Origin of the sequence: Paenibacillus sp. BGI2013 (assembly GCF_002843485.1) — a bacterium.
In the GTDB taxonomy this organism is placed as follows: Bacteria; Bacillota; Bacilli; order Paenibacillales; family Paenibacillaceae; genus Paenibacillus; species Paenibacillus amylolyticus.
The window spans coordinates 227,584-245,806 of the sequence record NZ_PJFA01000001.1 but is presented as its reverse complement, the minus strand read 5'-3'; the positions used below and the strand labels follow the sequence as shown (position 1 = coordinate 245,806).

Sequence of the window (18,223 nt, the reverse complement as noted above, 5' to 3'; positions counted from 1 at the left end):
TCTTCTAATGGATAAGCATAACATTTTCCGCGTCGTTATGATATATTTATAGGGTTTAGAGATCAAAAAGAGGTGAGTCATATCTATGAAATTGACAATTCAACTATTTGCAGGCATTGCAGAACGTTTAAATACATCCCTTCTGGAGTTTGAGTACATTGGAGATATTCCAACCGCTGCCGATTTAAAAGAAAAACTGAGTCTGGCCTACCCAGAGGCAGCTTCTCAGATAAGGACATCCTTTTTGGCAGTTAACCAGCAGTACGCTCCTGCCGATACTATACTTAGCTCAGAAGATGAACTTGCGTTGATCCCTCCCGTCTCTGGAGGTGATGGTACGGATATTTCCGATGAACAGCTTCGCTCTACCGTTCCAGAGCATCGGACTGAAGATGGCTTATTTCTAATTACAGAATCCACTTTGTCCGTGGAAGCAACAACGGAGCTAGTGATTACCCCGAATCACGGGGCAGCTCTTACTTTTGTAGGTACGACTCGTGAAATGACCGGTGAACAGCGCACCGTTTATCTTGAATACGAGGCCTATGTGCCGATGGCTCTTTCTCAGATGGCAGCCATTGGTGTGGAAATCTCGGATCGCTGGCCTGGTGTGTTATGTGCAATCAGTCACCGAATTGGCAAAGTGGATGTGGCAGAGATTAGTGTAGTCATTGCTGTTTCCTCGCCTCATCGCAACGACTGTTATGATGCAAGCCGTTACGCCATAGAGAGACTCAAACAGACCGTTCCGATCTGGAAAAAGGAAATTTGGGAAGATGGATCTGAATGGAAGGGACATCAATTAGGACCATGGAACCCCATGGAGAACTAAATAATGAGCCTTTACACCTTTTTAGACAGAGTGGGTTAATAGTAAATAAGTCGTTGTCAACCCATTTTTTTCTTGTTATTATAATTATATGTGTCGATATTAGTCGAGAAAAGGTGGTTTATACGTGAGAGTGCATGTTACTGATCTTAAACCGGGTGACCTGTTACAAAATGATGTATACAACAGTTCGGGTCTCCACATGCTGATGAAAGGTTCCACCCTCAGTGAAGATGACCTATCCAAACTGTTGCAACATGGAATCGAGTACGCAGATGTAGAACACACACCATCCGACCTACACTCTGATGCACAAACCTTACCTTCCGATCAATCCCGTCTGTTAACTAACTTGTTTAACGATACGATCAAAGGTACTGAATCTCTATTTCAACAAGCGATGGAGAAGGGTTTTATTGATGAGACACAGGTCGATGAGATTTTGTTTACCCTAACAGAACAGTTGGAAAAACAAAAAGATGTTGTCTCCTTGTTGCTTATGCTTGACGGGGATAGCGATTATACGTACAACCATTCATTGCAAGTCGGAATGCTCGCTTTTTATATCGCCGGCTGGATGGGTTACAACCCCGAGGAATGTCTAACTGTAGCCAAAGCAGGATATCTTCATGATATCGGCAAGTCCAAGATTCCTTCTGAGATTTTACATAAACCTGGTAAATTGACCACGGAAGAATTTGACGAAATGAAGAAACACACATTCTATGGGTACGATATCATTAAAGAATCCACGCAGGATGAAATTCTGGCAACGGTTGCACTTCAACATCATGAGCGCGAGGATGGAAGTGGTTATCCTCATGGACTGCGAGGAGACGAGATCCACCCCTATTCCCGTATAACTGCTGTAGCAGACGTTTACAGCGCCATGACGACCAATCGGGTATACCAGACCAAACAGGAACTGATCTCTGTTCTGTGTGAGCTGTACAGCCTCAGCTTTGGTCAGTTAAATGCTGAAGCAACACAGGAACTGATCAAGCACATGCTGCCTAATTTTATCGGTAAAAGGGTTCTGCTCACCACGGGTCAGACGGGGCTCATTGTCATGAATAATCCTGCGGATTATTTCCGACCACTCGTTCAGACCTCTACGGCCTTTATCGATTTAGCGAAAGAAAGAGATATTGCTATCGTTGAGATTTATGTACAGTAACTGTTCATTGTACACAGCATGTATACGAAGAACCCCATAGTAACTGAAATAACCAACTTATAGGTTGGCATATGACAAAAGGGAAGCCGTAATCGGCTTCCCTTTTGTCTATTCCGATTCGATCATGTTGGATTACACACAGAATGCTTTTGTGATGATAACCAACAGAATGAACAGTACCAAGATTGCACCAGTGTTTGTGAACATATTGTATCCACCAACGCCGCCTACTCCGCCTACATTGCCACCACAGCCATATCCTACTTCGCTCATGTGATTGCCTCCTCTTCATCAGGTATACCCTAACATATGACGTTTCCGTTGGAATGAACCGGGCGAACAGGCAACATTCGATAAATGGTTGTCTGTCTGCATCTACCTAAGTGGATCAGCCTTTTGTTACTCCCTGTTCTTTACAGGGATCTATATGTCGGACTCCGAATGAACCTGGATGCCTTTTTCCTTGCGGTACATGATAACAAGTAATCTCCAAAATTCATAACTGCCTTTGTCGTTCATAATAAACGGTCGATAATAATCAAATGCTTGCTTCGCCCATGCGGGACAATCCATATTGGAAAGTTGCTCCTGTTGCTGAATCCATCCCCCTTGAATCTCCAGCGTTTTCTGCATGGCTTCAAACATTTTCTTCTGCTCAGTGGTCATCGGCGGAGCCTCCTGTTCCTGAGATGCAGTTCCGTATTCGGCCTGTAGATACGCACCCGGTTCCGTCACACCATCTTCGCTGGCTGTGTACCCGTAAGATGGTGCACTTGTTTTACGAATCTCATAATGTACATGCGGGCCAGTACTCTGACCCGTGCTTCCCTGATTCCCGATAAGCTGCCCTCGCTTCACCCGCTGCCCAACGGTTACGGCAATCCGCGAAAGGTGAGCATAACAATGCAAGTAGCCACGATGATCTTGAAGGGCAACTGTAAGCCCGTAACCGCCGAATCCGGAGCCTGTAACTCCTTCGGAAGAAAAACGTACCCTGCCTTCCATAAAGGCATAGACGGGGCCATTCCAAGGCTCTGTCACGAGATCAATTCCGCGGTGAAATGTCTGTCCACCATGAATAGGATGAATTCGATAGCCGAATGAACTTGTAATCCGATATCCCTCGAAAGGGTTCACGCTCATACACTCACATCCTTTTCTATCATTAAATGCTTAAATCTATGAAATGGCTTGTGCTATTGGTCTTATTTTATTCCACAAAAATACCGCTCAGAATATCATTAGGGAAACCTTATGGTCTCTCTCCAACGTATATTCCAAGCGGCGCTGTGCTAATATGAACACTCTATGAGATGTATATATTATTATTTCATTTTAACCACTGCTCACTTCTAATTCAGAGGTCTGTATATGACGCCTAGCTGATCCAATTCCTGTCCTGCTCTTCCATAAAATCCGGCAATGTACCACCCCGCTGGTGCCTCAAGTTTGATTTGATCCGAGGTCTTTTGTCCGCCTTCAACTTTATTTCCAAGATTGGTGGACAACTCCACGTAAAAGATCCGTTTATCTCCATTACGTGTCCCCTGACCAATTGTAGCCTGAGTTAAGTACTCTCCGTCTGCCAGGTTCAGTGTGACAATGTTGGATTGACCACCATGTGCTAGGTTCGTTCCATCCCTGTACAACGTTGAAATGCCGTCTACACGGTTGCCCGAGTTAAGTACCACTGAACTAGGTCTGGACTCCGGAATATGATTTAGATCATTAAACCCACTTCCTCCAGATCCTCCGATTGTTGAACTTAGTTGGTACTGAGAAGATGTGCTATACACAAATTCCGCTGTAATCGGATAATGATCGGAGAGTTGCTTCCCACTCGGGTCAACAAATGTTTGATTTTCTAACCGATAGCTCTGTGCATTAAGTGACAATGCTTTACTTCCGCGATACAAAATTTTGTCCACGATCTCATAGTTGGGTCCATTTAAATTGCTTGCATCCATAAGGGCTTCTCCATCAGCGGGAATACTCCCACCTCGAATCAAATCGATCCATGGATCTCTTAACCCATTCTCAGACATGAGTAGCTCTATATTGTCAGCGGCACGGGTGTACCGTGTATTGGTATCCCCAAATACGATAACTGCGTTCCCGTCCGAGTGCTCCTTTATGTAATTGGAGAGTCGCTTGCCACTCCGATAACAAATAATCTTCTGATCACTGTTATCCCCAGATTTTTTGAATAAAAATACCCCCTAGAGAGACTTTTTAGAAAGTCTGTTCTAGAGGGTATTCGATCACATAAAAAGATATCTACCGCTTAACATCAGCAACTAGCTTCAGCTTTACGGCTTCGAAAGGCGCTGCATTGGATTAACCAATGGAACCTTCCATTTCGAACTTGATCAATCTATTCATCTCAACGGCGTATTCCATTGGCAATTCCTTCGTGAATGGCTCAATGAAGCCCATGATAATCATCTGTGTTGCTTCTGCATCAGTCAGACCACGGCTCATCAGGTAGAAGAGTTGATCCTCAGACACTTTGGATACTGTAGCTTCATGCTCCAGCATGATGTTATCATTCATGATTTCATTGTAAGGAATTGTATCTGATGTGGACTCATTATCGAGAATGAGTGTATCACACTTGATGTTGGATTTCGCGCCCTCAGCTTGACGCCCAAAGGAAGCCAAACCACGGTACGTTACTTTACCACCATGTTTACTGATGGATTTGGATACAATCGTAGATGTTGTATCCGGAGCCAAGTGGATCATTTTCGCACCTGCATCCTGATGCTGGTTTTTACCAGCTACAGCGATGGAGAGTACGGAACCTTTAGCTCCACGGCCTTTCAGTACAACCGCTGGATATTTCATCGTCAGTTTGGAACCGATGTTACCATCGACCCATTCCATCGTTGCATTTTCTTCAGCAACCGCACGTTTCGTAACGAGGTTGTAGATGTTTGGTGCCCAGTTTTGAATCGTTGTGTAACGAACACGAGCATTTTTCTTACAGATGATCTCAACAACCGCACTGTGCAGTGAGTTCGTGCTGTAGATTGGAGCTGTACATCCCTCTACATAGTGAACGAAGCTATCTTCGTCCGCAATGATGAGTGTACGCTCGAATTGTCCCATATTCTCGGAGTTAATCCGGAAGTAGGCTTGCAGAGGTACTTCACATTTAACGCCCTTAGGCACGTAGATAAAGCTTCCTCCGGACCATACCGCACTATTCAATGCAGCAAATTTATTATCTGCTGGTGGAATAACCGTTGCAAAATATTCACGCAGGATTTCGGGATGCTCTCTGAGAGCCGTGTCCGTATCCATGAAGATTACACCTTGGTCTTCCAATTCCTTTTGCATGTTGTGGTATACAACCTCGGACTCATACTGAGCCGATACACCTGCAAGGAACTTTTGCTCTGCTTCAGGGATACCCAATTTATCAAAGGTTTCCTTGATTTCGGAAGGAACTTCCTCCCATGTTTTACCTTGTTTCTCCGAAGCACGCACATAATACTGAATTTCATTGAAATCCAATCCGTCTAGATCTCCGCCCCATTTTGGCATTGGCATCTTTTCGAATTGTTTCAGGGATTTCAAACGGAATTCCAACATCCATTCCGGTTCATTCTTAATCTTGGAAATTTCGGTAACCACTTCTGCAGTCAGACCTTTACCGGTTTGAAAGATGGATTTGTGCTCGTCGCGAAAACCATATTTGTACTCTTCCATTTCTGGTGCTTTTTTAGCCATCTTGCTCTACCTCCCTATCGTTATTGTACTTTGTTCTCTTCGTCAATCCCTTTGCGTAATGCATTCCAGGCCAGAGTGGCACATTTGATGCGTGCAGGGAACTTGTTCACACCGGATAGGGCTTCGAGATCTTCATAATCGTCGAAATCGACTTCTTCACCTTTCATCAGTGAGGAAAAACGGTTAGCGATATCGAGTGCTTGTTCCATCGTTTTGCCTTTGACGGCCTCTGTCATCATCGATGCAGAGGACATGCTGATGGAGCAGCCTTCACCCGTATATTTGGCTTCCTGGACGATTCCGTCTTTCAGCAAAATTTGCAGTGAAATCCGGTCGCCGCACGTTGGATTGTTCAAATTCACCGTGACAGCGTCATTATCAAATGTTCCGCGGTTACGCGGGTTTTTGTAGTGGTCCATTATAACACGTCTGTACAGATCATCAAGTTGCATCGCCAAAATACTCCTTTGTCTGGATTAAGGCGCTGACAAGCCGATCTACATCTTGTTCGTTATTGTATAGATAGAAGCTGGCACGAGCTGTTGAGCTAACTTCAAGCCAGCGCATTAGTGGTTGACAGCAATGGTGTCCGGCACGAATGGCTACGCCACTCGCATCCAGTACGGTTGCCACATCATGCGGATGAACATCACCCAAGTTAAAGGTAACAACACCCACATGCCGCTTGGCTGGGCCATAGATGGTTAACCCATCGATCTCGGCCAGTCGTTCTGTTGCATAAGCTGCCAGCACACTCTCATGATGTGCGATCTCATCCATACCAATCTGCTCCAGAAAATCAATGGCAGCTCCCAACCCTACCGCACCTGCGATAATCGGGGTTCCGCCTTCGAACTTCCAGGGAAGCTCTTTCCAGTTGGATTCGTACAGACCCACATCATCAATCATTTCACCACCGAACTCAATGGGTTCCATGGACTCTAGCAGCGCCTTTTTGCCGTAGAGTGCACCGATTCCGGTTGGTCCGCACATTTTATGACCGGATAATGCATAGAAATCACAGTCCAGATCCTGAACGTCCACCTTCATGTGAGGTGTGCTTTGTGCGCCATCAACAACGATGACAGCACCATTACGGTGTGCAATTTCAGCAATTTGTTTCACAGGATGGATCAGACCCATAACATTGGATACATAAGCGATTGCTACAATTTTAGTATTGTTCGTAATCGTCTTCTCGACATCAGCCAATTCAATATGACCATCCGGCTGAAGCGGGATGTATTTCAATGTTGCACCTGTCTCCTTGGCAACCTGCTGCCAAGGAATCAGATTACTATGGTGCTCCATTTGCGTGATAACAATTTCATCGCCTTCTTTGCAATTGGCGCGGGCATATGATGAAGCCACCAGATTCAGGGCTGTCGTTGTCCCGCGAGTAAAGATAATCTCCTGTGTACTACGGGCATTGATAAACTTGGCTACCTTCTCCCGTGCGCCTTCGTAAGCGTCCGTTGCACGGCTTCCAAGGGTATGAACACCGCGATGAACGTTGGAGTTCTCATACTCATAATAATGTTTGACTGCTTCGATCACAGCATGAGGCTTCTGTGAAGTTGCAGCACTATCTAAATATACGAGCGGGTGTCCGTTAATTTCCTGGTGGAGGATCGGGAACTGCTCGCGAATGGATGGGTTCATTGTCCCAGCTTCTTCTCAATCAGGGACTGCAATTGGGTGCGCAGTGCTTCCAGAGGAATATCCGCCACCACCGGAGCCAGGAAGCCATAGATGATCAGGCGTTCGGCATCCGTACGGTTAATTCCGCGCGACATCAAGTAATGAATCTGCTCGGCATTGACTTGACCAACAGAAGCAGCGTGACCTGCTGTTACATCATCTTCATCAATAAGGAGGATTGGGTTCGCATCTCCACGTGCTTTAGGGCTCAGCATCAACACTTTCTCTGTCTGCTGTCCATCGGCTTTGGTAGCGCCTTTCTCAATCTTCGTGATGCCGTTGATGATTGCAGAAGCTTCTTCACGCATAACTGCACGTGTAATCATCTGGCTTGGCGTATTCTTACCGAAGTGACGAGCTTCTGTGGTGTAGTTGATTTTCTGCGAACCGGAACCTACAGCGATGACTTTGGAATCAGAACTTGATCCATTGCCTTTCAGCACGGTCATCGTGTTGCTCGCTGTGTCGCCATTGTTCATTTCGCCTACAATCCACTCGATGGAAGCATCATTCTCCAACACTGCACGACGGAATGAAACATCAGTTACATTCACACTCAGTTGATGAACCGATGCGAAACGTACTTTAGCACCGGATTTTGCGAATACTTCCACAACTCCATTATGGAAAACAGGTGCGGACAATTCGCCAGATACATAGTTATCAACATAAGTTACTGAACTGTTTGCTTCTGCAACTACAAGCACGTGAGGTGCAAACGTTGCAGATGCGTCGTCCGTAAGCAACACTGCTTGCAGTGGTACTTCGATTTCGACATTTTTCGGAACATACAGGAAGACCCCGCCATTCCAAAGTGCCGCATGTAATGCAGCGAGGGAATGCTCATCCGCTTTCACTGCTGTGTTCAGATATTGTTTTACCAGATCGCCATGTTCGCGAACCGCTGTAGCCAGATCCGTGAAGATAACTCCTTTTGCTGCCAGATCAGCAGACACCTTGGAGTATACCGTACCGGAATTGCGCTGGATAACCAGACTGCCTTCAGCTTGATCCTGAACCAGATCTTTGATAGAAGCAGGTACTTCTGTCAATGAAGAAATAGCTTCACTTGTTTTATATGTTCCGTACTCGCTGACATTCCAGCGTTCGATTTTTTGTTTTTCCAGTTTAGGAAGCGCAAGCCCGCTCGCAAGCTTTAAAGCTTCAAGCCGCTGTTCGGTCAACCAGCCGGGTTCATTGTTGCTTTCCGACAAGGCGCGAAGCGCTTCAGATTCAACCGGAAGAATTGTTTGTGTAGTCATTAATTAATCCTCCTCCGTTTTGTCTTTACGCTTCTTGGCCTACAGTTTCGTCTGTAATTCCCAGCTCTGCCTTTACCCAGTCATACCCTTCCGCTTCCAAACGGTGAGCCAATTCAGGTCCGCCGGATTTCACGATACGACCTTGCATCATTACGTGAACATAGTCAGGCGTAATGTAGTTCAACAGACGTTGGTAGTGAGTGATGATCAGGAAGCCACGGTCTTCGCTCTTCATAGCGTTCACACCGTCAGCCACGATTTTCAAAGCATCGATGTCCAGACCGGAGTCAATTTCATCAAGTACTACGATTTTCGGATCAAGCAGCATCATTTGCAGAATCTCGTTACGTTTTTTCTCACCACCGGAGAAACCTTCATTCAGGTAACGGTGAGCAAACTCAGGGTTCATGTCGAGTTCTTTCATTTTACCTTCCATTTGACGAATGAACTTGATCAGGGAGATCTCGTTACCTTCGCCACGACGTGCGTTAATTGCACTACGCAAGAAGTCGGAGTTTGTAACACCTGCAATTTCACTTGGGTATTGCATAGCCAGGAAGAGACCTGCACGTGCGCGCTCATCTACAGCCATATCCAATACATCTTCACCATCAAGTGTAATTTTACCGTCTGTTACTTCATATTTAGGGTGACCCATCAATGCAGAAGCCAGAGTGGATTTACCTGTTCCGTTTGGCCCCATGATTGCGTGGATTTCTCCACCTTTCATTTCCAGGTTGATGCCTTTCAGGATTTCCTTACCTTCGATCGTCGCTTTCAGACCTTCAATGACGAAATTCGTAGCCATGTGTATTGTTTCCCTCCATTGATTAAATTGATGTTAGTTGTCGAAAACGAAAAAGCGCCTATTATATCTGAACAGGGCTTCCCCTGAATTTCTCCTGTACTCGATTCTTAAAGCAAGAACACTTTAGAATAATTCTAAACTGATTCTCAATGATAATCAAGTCATTTCCTAAGAACCTTTGTCCATTGCATGAAACCTTATTCTTTCTGATTCTATAGTAAAAGACAAATTGAATCAAATCAGAAAACATCTTAAGCACAAATGCACAGTGAGAAAAATCACAGCAATTCAAGCTTTTATGTCATCTGCTGTACACTAATCTAAAAAAAGGACTCATCCATATTATGGACAAGTCCCTCCGTTAAATAACGTTACCATTTACAATTTGAGCATCTCGTTAATCTTCTGTACCTGTTCGTCAAAATCCGCAACGTCCACCACCGGCGTCATTTCGCGCGGCACCGGACCATTCGGAATAGAAATCCATGAACGGCAACCATTATATTCAGGCAGTACGGGGATTTCCATCGGTTCTTTCAAAAGGTACACACGTAAAATCAATACATGGAGCGGATCTTTACGTTTCCATTTCAAACGGTCTTCGGCAAAATCCGCTGTCCACATATGAAAGTCAAGAAGTCGATCCAGCATCTCCTGATCTCGTATCTCCAGATCCTGCGTTACTTCGGCATATGCAGTAATACGGATTGTCGAAGCTTCGGGCACCCATTCGGCCAGTGATTCTTCAACATAGGATTGATCCGAGGACTTAATCAGTTCTTTACGCTGATGTTCATAAGTCGGATACAGATAAAACGCTGGACTTTTCAGCTCAAAATGTCGGGTTTCCTCTACAATCCCGCCTTTGCGCATCACCATAATCTGGCGACCCGTTTCCAGTGCTTTGATTGCAGAAGCCCATTCTTTTAAAGCCGGTATCGTTGGTTCTAACATAAGCGGTCCCCTCCCCTATCGTTCTTGTCAGCAGTATAGACGCTCAGGGCGTTTCTGACAACATGATCCGGGCTCAGAAAGCTTACGTAAGAGACCATTTGTATTAGGCAAAATCTTACCTATATTAACCCAGGAAAGAGCGAAGCATCCACATGTGTTTCTCCAGGTCAGCCTTGAAACCTGTCAGCATATCGGATGTTGGTTGATCTTCAGCTGCATCTGCAACTTCGATACCTTCCTGATATTCATTCGAAAGTGTAGCGAAGTCCTCGATCAGGTTTTGCACCATTGTTTTTGCGTCTTCTCCGCCTGCTGCTTCCTGGATAGAGGAAAGCTCCAAATACTCTTTCATTGTAGCCGCCGGGCTACCTTTCAGCGTAAGGATACGCTCTGCAATTTCATCCATTTGTACTGTAACTTCGTTGTAGAACTCTTCGAATTTCACATGCAACGTGAAGAAGTTAGGTCCTTTAACGTACCAGTGATAGTTATGGATTTTAACATACAATACGTTCAGGTTAGCTACCTGACGATTAAGTACTTGTTCCACCGATTTTGCTTGATCTGTTTTGTTTTTTGTAGCCATATTAATCCCATCCTTTATTTAAAATTAGTCTGTCATGCCATGATAAGCAGGTTGTCCCGCAATACATAACAGAGAGTTAATAATGTGTCACCACATGTAGTGGAGAGGCTTGTTAACGGCGTTTCTCTCAACCGTCCGGCCTATTTGTTTTTACCCTTGAACCGGAAGTTCGAATCAGGATCGACTTGACTTGTCTCAAAAAAAAGTTCAAAAACCGCGCTATTTCCGATATACTGACATATACCAAGCAAAGAAGTGGGTTTTCCTGTTTCTTCATATATATGGAGGTGGCACCTTTGTCCCAATATCGCCCGTTTACCCCCCAGGATGCAATTGAACTGGCCAAAACATTACCGGGTCCATTTGCGGCAGATGCAAATCTGGATTGTCACGAGATCGGCGATGGCAATCTGAATTTGGTATTCCACATCACGGATCAGAACTCCGATAAAAGTATCATTATCAAACAAGCGCTTCCTTATGCGAAAGTGGTTGGTGAATCATGGCCGCTCTCTCTGGTACGTGCCCGAATTGAACGTGAGATTCTTCAGGAAGAGTATCGTCTGTGTCCAGGGATGGTACCCGAAGTGTATCATTACGATGATGACCTCGCGTTAACGGTTATGGAAGATCTGAGTGATCATGTGATCATGCGCAAAGGCCTGATCGAAGGTGTTTCCTATCCTCTTTTTGCACAGCATATTGGGGAATTCATGGCAAGAACGCTGTTTTTCACATCCGACTTGGGCATGGATCAGCAATTGAAGAAGGAACAACAGGGCAGATTCATTAATCCGGACCAATGCAAAATAACGGAGGATCTGATCTTTGATGAACCCTACCGGATCGCTGAGAAAAATAATTATGATGTTTCCATTGAGGACGAGGCTGAAGCCCTCCGCACAGATGGAGAACTTCACCTTGAAGTGGCCTTACTGCGGGAAAAATTCCTAACACATGGGCAGGCATTGCTTCATGCAGATCTGCATACAGGCAGTATTTTTGTTACACCTGAATCAACCAAGGTCATCGATCCCGAATTTGCATATTACGGCCCCATGGGATTTGATGTCGGTGCAGTCCTTGCGAACCTGCTCTTGAATTACGCATCCCTGCCAGGATGGATTCAGGATGAGACTGCTTTGCGTGAGCGTGAGACGCTTTTGCTGAATATGGTTCGTGATGTATGGACTGAATTCGAATCTCGTTTCCGTGCCCTCTGGGTTAATGACCTCGTTGATCCGATGGCAAAAACGCCAGGGTATCAGGATCTATATGTGCAACAATTGTTCAGAGATTCCATTGGCTTCGCAGGTGCCAAAATGGTTCGTCGTATCGTGGGACTCGCTCACGTGGCGGATATAGATACCATTCCAAATGCGACTGAACGTGAACATGCTCAGCGTAAATCATTGGCCATTGGTAAAGCATTGATCAAGAACAATCGTCGCTTGAATACCATCGGCGAAGTACTGGATATTGTATCCACAGCTGTTACTACTACTAAGGTTTAACATAAGGAACGGAGGAACCACCCATGACAACCCCTGAATATCAGCCTCTGTCCTCTCTCATCTGGAAAAAGGACAAGCTTGAAATGCTTGACCAGCGTCTGCTGCCCGAAACGATCCTCATGTTGAAATTGTATACACCCGAGGAAGTATGGGAATCCATCCACTCCATGAAAGTGCGCGGTGCTCCGGCGATTGGTATTGCTGCTGCATTTGGTGTTGTATTGGGTGCCAAATCATATGACGGAACAACCGTTCAAGGTTGGTTGGATCACGTAAAATCCATATGTGCTCATCTGGCTACTTCCCGACCAACAGCGGTGAACCTTTTCTGGGCACTGGATCGCATGATGCAAAAAGCAAATGAGGTCGTTGAATCCGGCCTGAGCCTGGATGAGGGCAATGATGCTCTTGAAGTAGAAGCTCTGTTGATTCAGAAAGAAGACGAAGAAGTATGCCGCATGATCGGTGAGAATGCACTGCCATTGTTCGAAGATGGTATGGGTGTACTCACTCACTGTAATGCAGGTGGACTGGCTACTGCGAAATATGGTACGGCAACTGCTCCAATGTATCTCGCACAGGAACGTGGCATTCACCTGAAGGTATTTGCAGACGAAACTCGTCCCGTACTTCAAGGTGCACGCCTGACTGCATTTGAGTTACAGCAAGCCGGCATTGACGTTACGCTGCTCTGTGATAACATGGCAGGCATGGTGATGTCCAAAGGCTGGATTCAAGCTGTAATCGTCGGAACGGATCGTGTTGCAGCGAATGGTGACGTAGCAAACAAAATCGGAACATACAGCGTGGCTGTGCTTGCCAAAGCTCACAATATTCCGTTCTATGTAGCCAGCCCATTGTCGACTATCGACTTGTCCACTCCATCCGGGGACCTCATTCCGATTGAAGAACGCGCTGCGGAAGAAGTCACTGAAGGATTTGGTAAACGTACAGCACCGAAAGGTGTTAAAGTATACAATCCAGCATTTGATGTAACGCCTAACGAATATGTAACAGCTATTATCACGGAAAAAGGTGTTGTTCGCGCACCTTTCCAAGAAAATCTGGCTGCCTTGTTCGCGAAGGAAGAAGCTTAATTTAATGAGAGTATTTAAGAAAAAAAATCGTGTATAGAGCCATTGGCTACTGATGTGCCCGGCTCTGTATTAGGACGCTAAGACGCTAAAGAAGGGCTTCCCATATGGGGAGCCCTTCTTTTTCGTGATTAGATCATTTTCAACAAAGCCTCTACACCCGTCATGCCAACCGTAATGCCCATGGCCTCGGCTTCTGTTGTCACCGACTCCATAGGTGCATGCAACAATTGCTCCAGTGTACGCACACCAACCGCCCGAGCCGCAATAATTTTGCGATCCCCGAGCTTCTCATTAAGTAATCCCACGTCGAGTGCTCCGCACATGATATATCCTTTGGATGTGTTAATAGTCAACAACGTTGTTTTGGGCAGCTTGACTTCTACCCCTACCAATACATGCTCTCCAACTACAATGGGCTCCATCGTCACCATAATTTCCCGATCCACCTCCTCTTCCACAGGTCACGATAATTGTATGCCTCATTCTGGATTGTCGTGTGGACACCAGCCGTGTTTGAGAAAATGTAGGTACTTACAGTTCAAATATACTGTTGGTAATTCTCCTCGCAGACTTAGATATAGATATACACTTTCATTGGAATATGAAAAGCCACCTCAGAAATGAGGCAGCTTTTTAACAGGACAAAAAATGCGATATAGTACGAACTGGACTTCTTTTTAATTTCTCATAAAATAAAAAAAGAGATCTATTAGGACTGCTTAGTTACTGTTAAAATTAATCTTTTAAAAATGAAAAAATGCCCTATAACGGGCATCTCATTTTTATTCTAATATTAACCTATTTTGAATCTACCTCTAATCCAACAGCAGTTTTCGCTTCCATTAATTTCAAAATACCCTTCATAACAAATGAATCTGCCATAGAGATTTCTTCTTTAAATTTGGACATATGACTGGGCTTCTGATCGTCCAAGAACTCAAGAACTGCATCGAATGCTTTACCTTTAGAATAATAGGCTGTACTCAAGTTCGAGGCCGTTGCATTCAACATTTGTTTCACATCTTTAGGGAGATTTTCTGGAACATCTAAATTATAGAATTTGCTCTGCAAGTGTTTGGCGGCCTTCTGTGCATTTTCTGTTGCTTCATAGACAGTATAGATGTCAACCGTACCATTTCCTAAGCCTGTCATAGCTTCTTGATATGTATTCATAATTGGAGACATAGTCTCTTCTAATGCATAAACAGATTTTTCAAATGCTAATACTTCTTTTTGATTGGCTTTTTTAGCTGCAGCGTCAGTTTCGTTTTTCAGCTTAGCCTCTTCTTTAGCCTTTTGATCATCTTTTTTCTCGGTTTTTGTATCAACCACAGCAACTGCCTTTTCCACTTTTGGTGCTTTTTCCTGTGAGGCCACTGCATCTGTTTCTACGGTTGCTGTCACGTTTGGCTTTTCCTCAGTTGGTATCACAATTATCAATAATATAAAGCCAGCCCATATAGCACCGCCGATTTTCGCAACCTTGCCAAGCTTCTTCCATGAGACAAAAATCATAATGAAAGGAACGAATAACCAAGCTAAAATTCTTAACAACTTCAAAATACTACCTCCTAATGTACTATTTACATTGCTAATTATATAGTAAATAATGACTAATGTCTTTAAATAATTGCCATTTCATCCTGCTTGAAATAGGCCTTAAATATCAGTATACAAACAGACTTTCATTTTAAATCTATTTGTTTCTTTACGTCTATCTCTTTTGAATCATATAACTATTATTATAAGATTCAGGTAGACTCTCCTCTAACAACTTTAAGTACGAACAAAAAGACAAATCCTAAACATGGTTATGGATGTAGAAAACAACAAAAGAAATCACCGAAAAAAGACTGTAGTAGCAATAGAGAACCTGTTGTTCGTTCCTCTCCACTTTCAGATAAAGCTATTAGAAATAATCAATACATCAATATATCGCAAGAAAATAAAAAACAGAGGGCGCAAGTATATAATCACCACCTATCATCAATCTCTGTTTCAGGAGGTGGAGATGGTTATTTTTGACCCTCACCCAATTAGATTCAAAAGCAACCACATCGGCGTCTATATCTTTTTCTACGTCTTTGCTATCATAAATTTAACTGGTTAAAATAGACTATAAATGGAATTCACACCATATGAAAACGGATTAAAGCGTCGTCTAAAGTGAGCCAAATTGGGCCTACCTTAAAACGTATGCTCATCATTCTTTAATCGTCTTATCTCCGTTAACTCTCTTCTAATTCCCAGTACACGTCTATGCAGTACACTGCGGTCTATTGATTCAGCTACCGACTTTTTGAACTGGACATCCATATCACTTAATTGCTCCTGAGCTAGTTTCTTTTTATGTATTGGTTTAACTAGAACTTTTGTAGTTTCAGGCTTGATAGGCTTCAATCTTTTCTGCTTCATAATCTGTTCAAATACACTGTCCCCTTGATGCATGGTCTTCATTCCTTAATGTGTGATGAACACATTGTATCATAACGAGAAGACGACTGTTACACAATAAAGTACAGATGCTTAGGGATGGACATGAGCCTAAACGTAAAAAAAAAGAGGGCCAACGCCCTCTTTGATGATGTACTCATTTTATAAAATGTAAAAATACGCTTGATTTCCTGGACTCTTCACAATTACTGTGGTCACTAAATCACCGGCATCCCGTTTACGGATACTTGTGATCGAATCTAACTCTACATTCGCAATAACTCTTGGTAAGACATACGCGGCCAGATCAGGCTTGGAAATTGTCACTTCAGTAGCCATATCCACAATCTGTCTCACATCTACCGTAGACTGAATATCCTTCCACTCTCGCACCTGAAGATAGCCATCCAAGTATTCTCTTTCCTTAATACTAATGTGGCCATCCAAAACATCCATATACTTGACCTCAATGCTGGAAAGCACATCAGGTCTGGAGATATATAATTGCCCAAGCTGTTCTTCCAAATAAGGAATCTCAAGACTGCCTGCCCTCTCATCATGATCTAATGCTCTGACTTGAAGAACACTATTCAGATCAGGCTTATTAACCGTAATCTCCGAAATCACAGTCGAATCACCGTCGTACATGACCGTAAGCAAAGACCCCAACGTTGAAGTTGCTTTTATATAATTGGAGACTTCCAATGAAGCATGAAGATCTGGTACGGATACAATTAAACTCGTATCCCGTCCATCATCGAGCAGCTGTGATATCGTTAACGTACTGACTAGAGACATTTGTCTATCTACCGTAATAACTGAAGGTAAGTCAGGATGAGACACTGCGATTTCTACAGTTTTTTCGTCGTCCAGACCTGTTCTAACGGCAAGATTACCGTCTGTATCCTTAGTTGTTCGTATAGCAGTAATGAACTGCGAATGAAGCTCGGGCTTAGAAATAGAAACCCATGTTTCCTTCTCTTCTGTCCTACTTTCAGCAATAGAAATGTTCGAATCCAGTTCTGCATCTATACGTTTAGCTACTATCAGATCTACATCCACGTCCGGACGGCTGACCGCGATTACTTGAGGTATATCATGATGCATATGATCCTGATAACGATGGACGTACAACTGAGATTTGAGCCAGTCCAGCCCAATATCACTGTGTACAACTAACGTTGAAGCTATATCCTTGCGACCTACACCATAAATAAAAACTTCACTTTCAATTTCGGTTCGACCGATGGAATAGACTTTAGAAGTGATATATTTAATCTGCAAAACAGGTGGTTTGGAAGACTCGCGAGTGTTGAAATAGATCGGCGTGTTACCGCTAGACTGAATAATCATTCCAACATTCGAAAGAATACCTTCTCTCCACATTCGAAGCAATGCCATCATATCAAACTCAACATAACGTTCAGTCGTATCCAGGATATAACTGGACGATAAGAGCTGAATGGACTGAGGTCTGTTCGCATACGTAATCCCGTACTCACGCCACAACGTATCCGGCTGATGCAACTCAATGTGTGCTCCAGGTGCCAGGGTTCCTGTGTAATATAACCTCAATTTAGCGTCTTCCAGATATAACAGATCAGGTATTCTAGTATCCAAATCACCGAAATGTATAAACGATTCGAATTGCTCTATCTCGTCTCTACCGATCATCATACGCTGTGTATCACCAAAGTTGAGCGTCTGCAGGTGAGTTTGGCTTCGTGTGGTCGCATCAGCAACAGGCTTAAGATTAACAGTTACACGCGGTGCTTCCAGTAATTCATATTTGCCGTGTGCACGGTTATGTGGGCGAACGTACAACATGCCTTCAAGATCAACTTTGGATGCCGCTTGAATGGTTGCGCCCAGATCTCCTTGCGACCTGTACATCACCGATAGCGAATTGCTCAATTCCTGTGACCGTCTGACACGTACGGATACACTAGAGACGATCTCGGACACTTTTCTTGTAGCAGCTATTAGGGTTGAAGACAGTTCTTCATCCACCTGATTGTACAGAATATACTTTGCTGTAAAACGATTTTCCGGACTTTTAATATGTATATAACTATCTAATAGAGTCTCCCCGTTATTAATTCCACTCACTTCCTGTCTCATTGTATT

18 protein-coding genes are annotated in these 18,223 nt (G+C 44.0%); 4 read left to right on the top strand and 14 right to left on the bottom strand.

Translation table 11 applies throughout. From position 1 onward, the window contains the following. Positions 1–85 precede the first annotated feature (85 nt). Complete coding sequence (locus tag CXK86_RS01100) at positions 86–832, top strand: molybdenum cofactor biosynthesis protein (protein WP_101313329.1); 747 nt, start codon at positions 86–88, stop codon at positions 830–832. Positions 833–956: 124 nt separating this feature from the next. Further along, complete coding sequence (locus CXK86_RS01095) at positions 957–2,006, top strand: HD-GYP domain-containing protein (protein WP_101313328.1); 1,050 nt, start codon at positions 957–959, stop codon at positions 2,004–2,006. Positions 2,007–2,138: 132 nt separating this feature from the next. Here CXK86_RS01095 and CXK86_RS31940 read toward each other — a convergent pair whose 3' ends face one another. The 10 genes from CXK86_RS31940 to CXK86_RS01050 all read right to left on the bottom strand — a co-directional run bounded on the left by CXK86_RS31940 (position 2,139) and on the right by CXK86_RS01050 (position 11,052). Then, complete coding sequence (locus CXK86_RS31940) at positions 2,139–2,279, bottom strand: hypothetical protein (protein ID WP_017689533.1); 141 nt, start codon at positions 2,277–2,279, stop codon at positions 2,139–2,141. A 150-nt stretch (positions 2,280–2,429) separates the two neighbouring features. Continuing rightward, positions 2,430–3,149 (bottom strand): M23 family metallopeptidase, encoded by a 720-nt coding sequence (locus tag CXK86_RS01090; RefSeq protein ID WP_101313327.1) that lies wholly within the window; start codon positions 3,147–3,149, stop codon positions 2,430–2,432. 209 nt (positions 3,150–3,358) lie between these two features. Then, entirely contained in the window at positions 3,359–3,973 is a 615-nt protein-coding gene (locus CXK86_RS01085; protein ID WP_257467747.1) for a jacalin-like lectin, read from the bottom strand. A 370-nt stretch (positions 3,974–4,343) separates the two neighbouring features. Beyond that, positions 4,344–5,741, bottom strand: a complete 1,398-nt coding sequence (gene sufB, locus CXK86_RS01080; RefSeq protein WP_036669904.1) for a Fe-S cluster assembly protein SufB — start codon at positions 5,739–5,741, stop codon at positions 4,344–4,346. 20 nt (positions 5,742–5,761) lie between these two features. Continuing rightward, on the bottom strand, positions 5,762–6,193 hold the full coding sequence (sufU, locus tag CXK86_RS01075; RefSeq protein ID WP_017689537.1) for a Fe-S cluster assembly sulfur transfer protein SufU: 432 nt from the start codon (positions 6,191–6,193) through the stop codon (positions 5,762–5,764). Further along, positions 6,183–7,403 carry a cysteine desulfurase gene (locus tag CXK86_RS01070; RefSeq protein WP_047842300.1) on the bottom strand — a complete coding sequence of 407 codons (1,221 nt, stop codon included), beginning with the start codon at positions 7,401–7,403 and terminating at the stop codon, positions 6,183–6,185. Before CXK86_RS01070 ends, sufU begins: the two co-directional genes overlap by 11 nt. Further along, a complete protein-coding gene (gene sufD / locus CXK86_RS01065) occupies positions 7,400–8,704 on the bottom strand; it encodes a Fe-S cluster assembly protein SufD (RefSeq protein ID WP_036609929.1) in 1,305 nt (434 codons plus the stop codon). The genes CXK86_RS01070 and sufD overlap by 4 nt, the downstream gene beginning before the upstream one ends. A 25-nt stretch (positions 8,705–8,729) precedes the next feature. Further along, on the bottom strand, positions 8,730–9,512 hold the full coding sequence (sufC, locus tag CXK86_RS01060; protein ID WP_036609931.1) for a Fe-S cluster assembly ATPase SufC: 783 nt from the start codon (positions 9,510–9,512) through the stop codon (positions 8,730–8,732). 378 nt (positions 9,513–9,890) lie between these two features. Then, positions 9,891–10,466, bottom strand: coding sequence for a DUF1802 family protein (locus tag CXK86_RS01055; RefSeq protein ID WP_017689541.1), 576 nt, complete (start codon positions 10,464–10,466; stop codon positions 9,891–9,893). Positions 10,467–10,590: 124 nt separating this feature from the next. Continuing rightward, the gene (locus tag CXK86_RS01050) at positions 10,591–11,052 is read right to left on the bottom strand and encodes a Dps family protein (RefSeq protein ID WP_017689542.1); all 462 of its coding nucleotides are present in this window, start codon (positions 11,050–11,052) and stop codon (positions 10,591–10,593) included. Between the two features lie 296 nt (positions 11,053–11,348). On the opposite strand from CXK86_RS01050, the gene mtnK reads away from it, so the two are divergent. Then, positions 11,349–12,566, top strand: a complete 1,218-nt coding sequence (mtnK, locus tag CXK86_RS01045; RefSeq protein ID WP_180361720.1) for an S-methyl-5-thioribose kinase — start codon at positions 11,349–11,351, stop codon at positions 12,564–12,566. Positions 12,567–12,589: 23 nt separating this feature from the next. Beyond that, entirely contained in the window at positions 12,590–13,663 is a 1,074-nt protein-coding gene (mtnA, locus tag CXK86_RS01040; protein WP_101313325.1) for an S-methyl-5-thioribose-1-phosphate isomerase, read from the top strand. A 128-nt stretch (positions 13,664–13,791) separates the two neighbouring features. Here the strand turns inward: mtnA and CXK86_RS01035 are convergent, their stop codons facing one another. The 4 genes from CXK86_RS01035 to CXK86_RS01015 all read right to left on the bottom strand — a co-directional run bounded on the left by CXK86_RS01035 (position 13,792) and on the right by CXK86_RS01015 (position 18,205). Further along, entirely contained in the window at positions 13,792–14,094 is a 303-nt protein-coding gene (locus CXK86_RS01035) for a YunC family protein (protein WP_017689545.1), read from the bottom strand. A gap of 367 nt (positions 14,095–14,461) precedes the next feature. Continuing rightward, on the bottom strand, positions 14,462–15,223 hold the full coding sequence (locus CXK86_RS01030) for a hypothetical protein (RefSeq protein ID WP_101313324.1): 762 nt from the start codon (positions 15,221–15,223) through the stop codon (positions 14,462–14,464). Between the two features lie 627 nt (positions 15,224–15,850). Continuing rightward, positions 15,851–16,120 (bottom strand): hypothetical protein, encoded by a 270-nt coding sequence (locus CXK86_RS01020; RefSeq protein WP_180361706.1) that lies wholly within the window; start codon positions 16,118–16,120, stop codon positions 15,851–15,853. Positions 16,121–16,258: 138 nt separating this feature from the next. Further along, complete coding sequence (locus CXK86_RS01015; protein ID WP_180361705.1) at positions 16,259–18,205, bottom strand: CBM96 family carbohydrate-binding protein; 1,947 nt, start codon at positions 18,203–18,205, stop codon at positions 16,259–16,261. Positions 18,206–18,223: the final 18 nt, after the last annotated feature.

What these genes read in the sequence shown, in the direction of transcription:
- CXK86_RS01100 (WP_101313329.1), top strand. Translation starts at nt 86, where the DNA reads ATGAAATTGACAATTCAACTATTTGCAGGCATTGCAGAACGTTTAAAT.
- CXK86_RS31940 (WP_017689533.1), bottom strand. Translation starts at nt 2,279, where the DNA reads ATGAGCGAAGTAGGATATGGCTGTGGTGGCAATGTAGGCGGAGTAGGC.
- CXK86_RS01090 (WP_101313327.1), bottom strand. Translation starts at nt 3,149, where the DNA reads ATGAGCGTGAACCCTTTCGAGGGATATCGGATTACAAGTTCATTCGGC.
- CXK86_RS01085 (WP_257467747.1), bottom strand. Translation starts at nt 3,973, where the DNA reads ATGGATGCAAGCAATTTAAATGGACCCAACTATGAGATCGTGGACAAA.
- sufB (WP_036669904.1), bottom strand. Translation starts at nt 5,741, where the DNA reads ATGGCTAAAAAAGCACCAGAAATGGAAGAGTACAAATATGGTTTTCGC.
- sufU (WP_017689537.1), bottom strand. Translation starts at nt 6,193, where the DNA reads ATGCAACTTGATGATCTGTACAGACGTGTTATAATGGACCACTACAAA.
- CXK86_RS01070 (WP_047842300.1), bottom strand. Translation starts at nt 7,403, where the DNA reads ATGAACCCATCCATTCGCGAGCAGTTCCCGATCCTCCACCAGGAAATT.
- sufD (WP_036609929.1), bottom strand. Translation starts at nt 8,704, where the DNA reads ATGACTACACAAACAATTCTTCCGGTTGAATCTGAAGCGCTTCGCGCC.
- sufC (WP_036609931.1), bottom strand. Translation starts at nt 9,512, where the DNA reads ATGGCTACGAATTTCGTCATTGAAGGTCTGAAAGCGACGATCGAAGGT.
- CXK86_RS01055 (WP_017689541.1), bottom strand. Translation starts at nt 10,466, where the DNA reads ATGTTAGAACCAACGATACCGGCTTTAAAAGAATGGGCTTCTGCAATC.
- CXK86_RS01050 (WP_017689542.1), bottom strand. Translation starts at nt 11,052, where the DNA reads ATGGCTACAAAAAACAAAACAGATCAAGCAAAATCGGTGGAACAAGTA.
- mtnA (WP_101313325.1), top strand. Translation starts at nt 12,590, where the DNA reads ATGACAACCCCTGAATATCAGCCTCTGTCCTCTCTCATCTGGAAAAAG.
- CXK86_RS01035 (WP_017689545.1), bottom strand. Translation starts at nt 14,094, where the DNA reads ATGGTGACGATGGAGCCCATTGTAGTTGGAGAGCATGTATTGGTAGGG.
- CXK86_RS01020 (WP_180361706.1), bottom strand. Translation starts at nt 16,120, where the DNA reads ATGAAGACCATGCATCAAGGGGACAGTGTATTTGAACAGATTATGAAG.